The 6477-nt window shown below is 72.2% G+C and carries 8 protein-coding genes and 1 pseudogene; 4 read left to right on the top strand and 5 right to left on the bottom strand.

From position 1 onward, the window contains the following. Positions 1–374, bottom strand: a pseudogene (locus BN11_RS23600) (isochorismate synthase); the annotation flags it as partial. Between the two features lie 142 nt (positions 375–516). Between BN11_RS23600 and BN11_RS09005 the strand changes: the two are divergent. Continuing rightward, positions 517–1212 (top strand): demethylmenaquinone methyltransferase, encoded by a 696-nt coding sequence (locus BN11_RS09005; RefSeq protein WP_048696797.1) that lies wholly within the window; start codon positions 517–519, stop codon positions 1210–1212. On the opposite strand, the gene menD is transcribed toward BN11_RS09005, so the two are convergent. The 4 genes from menD to BN11_RS22565 form a co-directional block, all read right to left on the bottom strand. After that, positions 1199–2881, bottom strand: coding sequence for a 2-succinyl-5-enolpyruvyl-6-hydroxy-3-cyclohexene-1-carboxylic-acid synthase (gene menD, locus BN11_RS09000; protein WP_048696796.1), 1683 nt, complete (start codon positions 2879–2881; stop codon positions 1199–1201). The genes BN11_RS09005 and menD overlap by 14 nt on opposite strands. A 29-nt stretch (positions 2882–2910) precedes the next feature. Next, positions 2911–3645, bottom strand: coding sequence for a VOC family protein (locus tag BN11_RS08995; RefSeq protein ID WP_048696794.1), 735 nt, complete (start codon positions 3643–3645; stop codon positions 2911–2913). Between the two features lie 47 nt (positions 3646–3692). Further along, positions 3693–4037: a protein kinase family protein gene (locus tag BN11_RS24670; protein WP_048696791.1), complete on the bottom strand. Its 345-nt coding sequence runs from the start codon at positions 4035–4037 to the stop codon at positions 3693–3695. 272 nt (positions 4038–4309) lie between these two features. Next, positions 4310–4489 (bottom strand): hypothetical protein, encoded by a 180-nt coding sequence (locus BN11_RS22565; protein ID WP_157044054.1) that lies wholly within the window; start codon positions 4487–4489, stop codon positions 4310–4312. Between the two features lie 434 nt (positions 4490–4923). Between BN11_RS22565 and BN11_RS08985 the strand changes: the two genes are divergently transcribed. From BN11_RS08985 to BN11_RS08975, 3 genes are all read left to right on the top strand, one after another. Continuing rightward, positions 4924–5118 carry a hypothetical protein gene (locus BN11_RS08985; protein WP_157044053.1) on the top strand — a complete coding sequence of 65 codons (195 nt, stop codon included), beginning with the start codon at positions 4924–4926 and terminating at the stop codon, positions 5116–5118. Positions 5119–5127: 9 nt separating this feature from the next. Then, a complete protein-coding gene (locus tag BN11_RS08980) occupies positions 5128–5499 on the top strand; it encodes an ArsC/Spx/MgsR family protein (RefSeq protein ID WP_048696785.1) in 372 nt (123 codons plus the stop codon). Next, positions 5496–6477, top strand: a 982-nt coding sequence (locus tag BN11_RS08975; protein WP_053084046.1) for an AMP-binding protein, incomplete at its 3' end; no start/stop codon positions are given. The genes BN11_RS08980 and BN11_RS08975, both read left to right, overlap by 4 nt.

Genomic DNA, 6477 nt, shown 5'->3' with positions numbered 1-6477 from the left:
CGGCCGGCCCGGCGTCCGACCACGACCTCCGGGACGACCAGGCGCGAGCGCTGGGGCGAGTGCGCGGCATACGCCATCGAGCCGAAGGCGATCGGGCCGGTGCCGGGGGCAGCGACCTCGTCGCGGATGACCGCGTCGGCGCACAGGGCGCGCCACCACCGCGCGGCCTGGGCGAAGCGATCGGCCCCTTGTGTCTCGAAGTCAAGAGCGCGGCCCCAGCCGACCAGACCCTCGCCGCGGCGCACCCAGGAGCAGATGTGCTCGGCAGGGACCTGCGCGGGGATGAGGGTGAGCAACTCGGCGGCCGTCTCGTCGGGGACGGCGATCGTGCGGGCGACCAGGCGCGCGGGCTCGGTGGCGGGCAGGGTGGACATCGCAGGGAAGCGTACGACGCGGGCCGCCGCCGGATCCAAGCGCGCACGTGAGACACGCGCCGCATCGGGTCTATGCGTCGTGGCCGGACTGGGAGGGGGCCTCGCCAGGTCGACGACGTGACGCGTAAGGGATGATGGGCTGGTGAGCCGCGCCAGTCTGGAGAAGGATCCCGCCGAGGTCGCCGCGATGTTCGACGACGTCGCCGCGAAATACGACCTCACCAATGACGTCCTCAGCCTCGGGCAGGACCGGCGCTGGCGGAAGGTGGTCGTGGAGGCGGTCGCGGCGGCACCCGGTGAGGCGGTCCTGGACATCGCGGCCGGGACCGGCACGAGCTCGGAGCCGTATGCCGATAGGGGCGTCCACGTGGTGCCCGCGGACTTCTCGCTGGGGATGCTGCAGGTGGGCAAGCGGCGGCGCGCCGACCTCGCCTTCACCGCCGCGGATGCTCTGCACCTGCCCTTCGCGGATGGGTCGTTCGATGCGGTGACGATGTCGTTCGGGTTGCGGAACGTCTCGGACCCGAGTGCGGCGCTGCGGGAGTTCGCGCGCGTGACCAAGCCGGGTGGGCGGTTCGTGCTGTGCGAGTTCTCAGCGCCGACCAATGGGGCCTTTCGGACCGTCTACACCGAGTATCTGATGCGCGCGCTGCCACCGGTCGCCCGCCGGGTGTCGTCGAATCCGGACTCGTATGTCTATCTGGCAGAGTCGATTCGGGCGTGGCCGGCGCAGCGGGAGATGGCGCAGGTGATCGCCGACGCGGGCTGGGGCGAGTTGCGCTGGCGCAACCTGTCCGGCGGCATCGTCGCCGTGCACCACGCGGTCAAGCCGGCCTGACGTCGCGTAGCGCGGCGGCCGCCACCTCGCGCAGGTGGGCGTGGGCGGCCGCGTGTGAGTCGCGCTCGACCCGTACCTCGACGATCCGGATGCCGTGCGGCGGCTCGGCGATCGCAGCAGTGAGCTCTTCGGGGCCGGCCACGAGAGCGTGGGGTATGCCGTGGGCTCGGGCGAGCGTGCCCAGATCGGTGCCCGTGGCGGTGCCGAAGATCCGTTCGAAGGGTTCGCGCAGCGGCGGGCGGCCGGGCTCGAGGAGGCCGAAGATGCCGCCGCCGGCGTCGTTGACGACCACGATGGTCAGGTCGGGCCGCGGCTCGTCGGGGCCGATCAGCAGGCCGTTGCTGTCGTGCAGGAAGGTCAGGTCACCGAGGAGGGCGTATGCCGGCCGGCCGGGTGCGCAGAGGGCGATGCCGACGGCCGTGGAGACGCAGCCGTCGATGCCGGCCAGTCCGCGGGAGGCGACGATGGTGCTGCCCGCGGGCGCCTGGGCGACGCCGAAGTCGATGTCCCGCACCGGGTTCGAGGGTCCGGTGAAGAGGATCGCTCGCTCGGGGAGGGTGGCCACGAGCGTGGCGGCGACCGCAAGTCCACTGGGCCACGGCGGCGGGTCGGCGGCGACCGCTTCGGCGATGGCGACGCCGGAGTCTCGCCAGGCGTCGGCCCACGCGCTCTGACCGGCGCTCGTGCCGGCGCGCAGGCCGGCGGCCAGGACCGCATACAGCTCGTGGCCGGCGTTGACCACGCCCACGGGATCAGCGTGTGCGCTGGTGTCCGCCAAGGCCTCGACCCGCAGTCCTGGACGCCGCAGCAGCGCAGTCACCGGGCGTGAGAGAGTCAGTCGACCGGCCACCAGAACTCGTTGCGGCGCAAAGGAATCCAGGAAACGCTGGTCTGTCAGCAGGAGTGGTCCGTGCGGGATGACTCCCGGCTCCGGACCGTGCTCGCCGAAGGGCTCGGCGATGACGGGCAGGCTGTGTCGGGCGGCCCAGTCGACGACGGCGGGCCGGATGCGCGGGTCTACGAGATCCCCGAGGATGACCAGCGTGCGATCCCCGCCAAGGGTGAGATCCGTTGTCGGGCAAGTGTTTTCGCCATCTTGTGGCGGCGCGTCCGCGGAGGGTTCGGCCGGCGGCATCGGCCACTGCGCCGGCACCAGCGGCTCGCTGAGGCAGATATTCAGGTGCACGGGTCCGGGATCGCCGGCCGCACCGGTGGCGGCACGCCACGCCTCCCCCGCGACATCCCATGGTGCCGCTGTCTCATCCAGGTCGGCCTCGAGGCGGACGGCTCCGGGGAAGATGCCCGGCTGGATCGTGGTCTGGTTCGCGCCCGAACCGCGAAGTGCCGCAAGGCGATCCGCTGATAGCACGATCAGGGGCACCTTGCCGTGATGGGCCTCGAGGACGGCCGGGTGCAGGTTGGCGACCGCGGTCCCGGAGGTCGTGATGACGGCCGCCGGGACCCGGCTCGTCTTGGCGAGCCCGAGGGCCAGGAAGGCGGCGGACCGCTCGTCGACCCGCACGTGCAGCCGCAGCCGGCCGGCTTGCTCGGCGGCATAGGCGGCATACGCCAGCGGCGCGGACCGCGAGCCGGGGCACAGCACGACCTCCCGCACACCCATGCCGACGACGGCGTCGATCAGGTGGGTCGCGAAGTCGACGGCGGGCACGCCCCGATCATGCCAGCGCGTGTCGCTTCTCAGGCACGCAGCGTGCCGGTCTCGGGGTCGCGGTCGGTGAGGCAGTAGGTCTGCCCGCCGGGTGCCCGCATGACGGTCCAGTGCGGACCAGAGCCGCGGTATGCCGCACCCACGCCTTCGTGCGCCCGCCGGGTCGCCTGTCGGTCGGCGCAGGCGAAATCGACGTGGCCCGTGACCGGGCCATCACCGGAGTCCTTGCGCTGCAACAGGATCCGGACCGGCAGGTGGGAGACGCGAGGGACCGCGCGGAACTCCGGTAGGGAGCCGCGCACCGGGTCGGCACCCAGGAATCGACCCCAGAAGGCGCACTCCACCTCATACGAGGCGGCGGGAATGTCCAGGCAGAGCTGGTCGAGCAGATCGGGCTCCCCCGCCCGGGCCTGCGCGGCGGCACCGTCCCACCGGGTCAGGCAGAAGACGAATCCCCCGGGCGAACGCAGGATGACGCACCCGCCATCGGCATACCTGAAGACCTCGCCGGCTCCCGCAGCGACCACGTCCTCGGCGGCAGCCAGCGGATCGGGGACGTCGAGGTCGAGATGAATCCCGCCCCCGCTGCGGACCTCCTGCACCTTGACCCACGGATCCCCCTGCGCCGGAGTGAGAGTCGCGAATTCGTCATGGTCACCACGCGTCGCCGACCGAGCGCTGCGCGTCGCCGCCTGCCAGAAGTCCCACGCGGGTCCCGCGGGCGCGAGCGCGTCGACGAAGATCCACATCCACCGCACGTCCATATGCGGATTGTGTCCCTCGCGGGGCCGGGCGGCGCACGCGACATCGCTCAACGATCGTCGATCTGCGCCAGGACGGCGGCTCGCCAGCCGGTGGGATCCTCGCCCTCGGGGACGAAGAGGAGCGACCACCACAGGATCAGCGGCCGCCACCAGGCCGACTCGGCGGCCGTGAGTGGCCGCACCGCCTCATACCCAGCCCGGAACGCCTCTCTGGTCGGCGGCCCCACCGGACCCCAATCGTGGAACCGGGTGCCGAGCAAGACGGTCGACCGCGCCAGTTCGGCGATGGGGTGATCGATGCGGGCCTCCTCGAAGTCGAGGACGGCCGTCTCGGACCAGGATGTTGGCCGCGCGGTGATCGCCGTGCACGAGGTGGCGTGGGCCGGCGTCATCGGGAGCGGCCTCGACGAGCCGCCGCAGGAGCGCCACAGCTGCTGCGGGAGCGGCCAGGGGTGCCTGCTCGATCCAGGCGCCGATCAGAGATCGCAACGACACCGGCGAGGTTGCGATGCCGTAATGCACGTCGAGAACGCCCTCGACCCACCGGGCGACTGCCTCGAAGTCGTCGTGTCCGAAGCGGTCGAGGAGGGTGGCTTCGGGGTCGACGCGCTCCCACAGCATCTGCACCGGCGGCGGGGTGGACATGGGCCCAGCCCATCACAGATCACGGATCGAACTCTTCGCCCACGTCGGCCATGCCCAGCAGTTCGGCCAGTCGCCACCGGACCTCTGGCATCCGCCGTCTGCCGGTTGTCGAGGTCCTGCGCCTCAGGGTGATCTCGGGCAGCGAACGCTCGCTCCAGCGCGCGGGCGCTCTCCCGGAACCGCGCGGCCAGGCGTTCACCGTATGAAGGGTGATCGGGGCCCGTCGGATCCGCGACCCCGGCGCCGGGCAAGCGATGGTCGGTTGCGCCACCAAGTGCCGCGGTATGTGCCTGCTGTGCCGTCATCAGGCGCTCCCAGAGTTCGAGGCCGTTCGGGCCGCCGTCGGGGAGGCCGATCTGGCGGCCCGCCTCGCTCGGGTCTTTCCCCGCCTCGGCGAACTGGAGGCCCCGATCCTCGACGCGGCCGGCCTGTCGATGTGGGAATACGCCATCATGACCGAGCTGGCCAGCGCCGACGCAATCTCGCAAAGCGAGCTCTCCCAACGGGTTCGGCGCGATCCGACACCGTCTCGGCCGGCACCTCGACGCCCTGCGAGAACGCGACCTGGTCTCCCGCACGCCGGCCGAAGACAAGCGGCAGCGCACGGTGTCCCTGACTGCGGCAGGCGCCGCCGTGTTCCGGCAGGCCAAGGGCGAGATCCGCCGCGTGGAGTCTGCGCTTCTGGAGCAGGCCTTCACGCCGGCCGAGGCCGCCAGCCTGCGCAGCCAGTTGGAGCGCCTGGCCGAGGCCTGCAGCGGGCGGCCGCGTCGCGTCCAGAGCGAGCGTAGTGATCGCAAGCCGGGCGGGGGAGGCGGCGGGGCGGCATAGGGTGAGGACGTGAGCGAGACGACGATCCTGCACAACCCGCGCTGCTCGACCTCGCGGGCCGCGCTCGAGAAGGCCGACGCCCTCGGATCCGATGTCGCGATCCGCGACTACCTCAAGGAGCCCCTCACCGAGCAGGAACTGCGCCACCTCGTCGCGATCCTGCAGGACCCGGTCGAGGATCTCGTGCGCCGCGACCCGCACTTCCTGGAGCTCGGCCTGGACGTCGAGCACGTCGACGACGCCGAATCAGTCATCGCGACCCTGCTGGCCCACCCCAAGCTGCTGCAGCGGCCGATCCTCATCCGCGACGGCGTCGCCATCATCGGCCGCCCCAAGGAGCGCGTCGCCGCCTTTCTCAAGGGCGACGTGCACGCCGAGTGATCGAGCTCGTCGACGCGAGCGATCCGCCGGCGCTGCTCCCGCGCCTGCGCCGGGCGCTCGAGGGGGATGCCCCCCTGCACCCGTATGCCGGCACTCCCCTCCCCCTGCCCGCGCACGATGCGGCCGACCTGCCCGCGGACCTCGCCCTCGTCGTCGGCACCTCCGGGTCGACGGGCGAGCCGAAGCTCGCCCTGCACGGCGCCGCCGGACTCCTCGCGAGCGCAAACGCGACGTATGCGGTGCTCGACGGCCCCGGCCAGTGGGTGCTGGCCATTCCGCCGCACCACATCGCCGGCCTGCAAGTGCTGATCCGCTCGCTCGTCGCCGGCACGACGCCGGTGGTCATGGACCGCACGCGGGGCTTCACCCCGGCAGCCTTCGCGCAGGCGACGCAGCGGCTGGGTGAGGGCACGGCATACACCTCGCTGGTGCCGACCCAGGTGACTCGTCTGCTGGCCGACAAGGTGGGAACGGCTGCGCTGCAACGCTTTTCCGCGGTTCTCGTCGGCGGCGCCGCCGTGCCTCTGGCACTGCGGGAGCAGACGGGCGCGACGGGCGTCCGGCTCGTCGCGACCTATGGGATGAGCGAGAGCGCGGGCGGCTGCGTGTATGACGGCCGCCCGCTCCCCGGCGTCGAGGTCGCCGTCGACGAGAGCGGGCGCATCCACCTCGGCGGCGCGACGATCGCCCACGGCTACCTCGGCCGGCCCGCCGAGGCGTTCACCCGCCGCGGCGACGTGCGCTGGTTCGCCACCGACGACCTCGGCGAACTCACCGCCGACGGGGAGTTGCGCGTGCACGGGCGGATCGACGACGTCATCACGACCGGCGGTATGAAGGTGCACCCGCGCGTGGTCGAAGAGGCGGCCCTGGCGGCATACCCGCACCTGCGCGCGGCGGTGGCGGTCGGCATACCGGACCCCGAATGGGGCCAACTCGTCGCGCTCGCCCTCGTCACCGACACAGCGGTGACCACCG

Source organism: Nostocoides australiense Ben110, from assembly GCF_001050535.1.
Classification (GTDB): domain Bacteria; phylum Actinomycetota; class Actinomycetes; order Actinomycetales; family Dermatophilaceae; genus Nostocoides_A; species Nostocoides_A australiense.
Note: the sequence above shows the minus strand (reverse complement) of the source record. Positions and strands in the feature narration are given on the sequence as shown.

Bases quoted from the DNA above. Each gene is read 5' to 3' on its own strand.
- BN11_RS08995 (WP_048696794.1), bottom strand. From the start codon at position 3,645: ATGGACGTGCGGTGGATGTGGATCTTCGTCGACGCGCTCGCGCCCGCG.
- BN11_RS24670 (WP_048696791.1), bottom strand. From the start codon at position 4,037: ATGACGCCGGCCCACGCCACCTCGTGCACGGCGATCACCGCGCGGCCA.